The sequence below is a fragment of the Janthinobacterium sp. GW458P genome (assembly GCF_002127585.1).
In the GTDB taxonomy this organism is placed as follows: domain Bacteria; phylum Pseudomonadota; class Gammaproteobacteria; order Burkholderiales; family Burkholderiaceae_D; genus Janthinobacterium.
Genome location: NZ_NEGZ01000142.1, coordinates 1 through 1,155 on the forward strand (window position 1 = coordinate 1; position 1,155 = coordinate 1,155).

1 protein-coding gene and 1 pseudogene are annotated in these 1,155 nt (G+C 61.3%); both read left to right on the forward strand.

Features of this window, described 5'->3' with window-relative positions; translation table 11 throughout:
* A pseudogene (locus CBW50_RS28430) lies at positions 1 to 248 on the forward strand (hypothetical protein); the annotation flags it as partial.
* Between the two features lie 84 nt (positions 249 to 332).
* Positions 333 to 1,155, forward strand: an 823-nt coding sequence (locus CBW50_RS28435) for an MCP four helix bundle domain-containing protein (protein ID WP_139842718.1), incomplete at its 3' end; no start/stop codon positions are given.

Sequence of the window (1,155 nt, forward strand, 5' to 3'; positions counted from 1 at the left end):
AGCAAAGCGTGGGCATCGACGAGATCAACCGCGCCATCGGCCAGATGGATGCCGTGACGCAACAAAATGCGGCGCTGGTGGAAGAATCGGCGGCGGCCGCCGAATCGATGCAGCACCAGGCGCACAACCTGGCGCAAGTGGTCAGCGTGTTCAAGCTGAACGGCCAGCAGGCCGGCGGCGGTTTGAAAAATTCGCAACGTCCGGCGGCGCCAGGTCCGAAGTCGGCCTTGCGGATCGGCACGCGCTGATGCGGTCGCGGCTGCCGGGTTCAGCCGCACCTTCACCCTTCTGTAATTTTATGTAGTCTGCTTCCGCTCTTTCAGGATATTCACATGAATTTGTTAAGAAACGTCAGTATTGGTGTGCGCCTCGGCCTGGGTTTTGCCGTGATCTTGCTGTTTTCCATGCTCATTACGGGCATCAGCGTGTGGCGGCTGCATGACGTGGCCGTGGCCACGCGCAACATGATGGAATTGCCGCTGGCCAAGGAGCGTTATATTTCCGACTGGTATGCAAAGATCGACAGCGGCGTGCGCCGCACCACCGCCATTGCCCGCAGCAGCGACACGACACTGGGCGCGTATTTTGCGGAAGAAGCCAAACAATCGTCGGTGGTCTCAGGCGAACTGCAAAAGAAAATCGAGGCATTGATTTCCAGCCCGGAAGAAAAGGAACTGTTCCGCCTGGTGAGCGAGCAGCGCAAGGTTTATCTCGATTCGCGCGCGCAAGTGTCGAAGCTGAAGGCGGATGGCCATGAGGCCGAAGCGGAGCAGGCGTTCCAGAGCATCTTCGTGCCCGGCTCGACGAAATACCTGAAAGTGGTCAACGACATGCTGCAGCACCAGCGCGCCAGCATCGACGCCACCGCGCGCGAGATCGACGCCGTCGCCAGTACCAGCCGCAACCTGCTGCTGACGCTGGCCGCGCTGGCGCTGGGCTTTGGCGTCGTCTGCGCCTGGTTGTTGACGACAGGCATAGTGCGCCCCCTGCGCACGGCCGTGGAGATTGCCCGCAAGGTGGCCGACGGCGACCTGACGGCGCAGATCGACGCCAGCGCCAAGGATGAAACCGGGCAACTTCTGCTGGCCCTGAAGGACATGAACGCGAGCCTGCTCAACATCGTGGGCGAAGTGCGCAGCGGCACGGACAGCATCG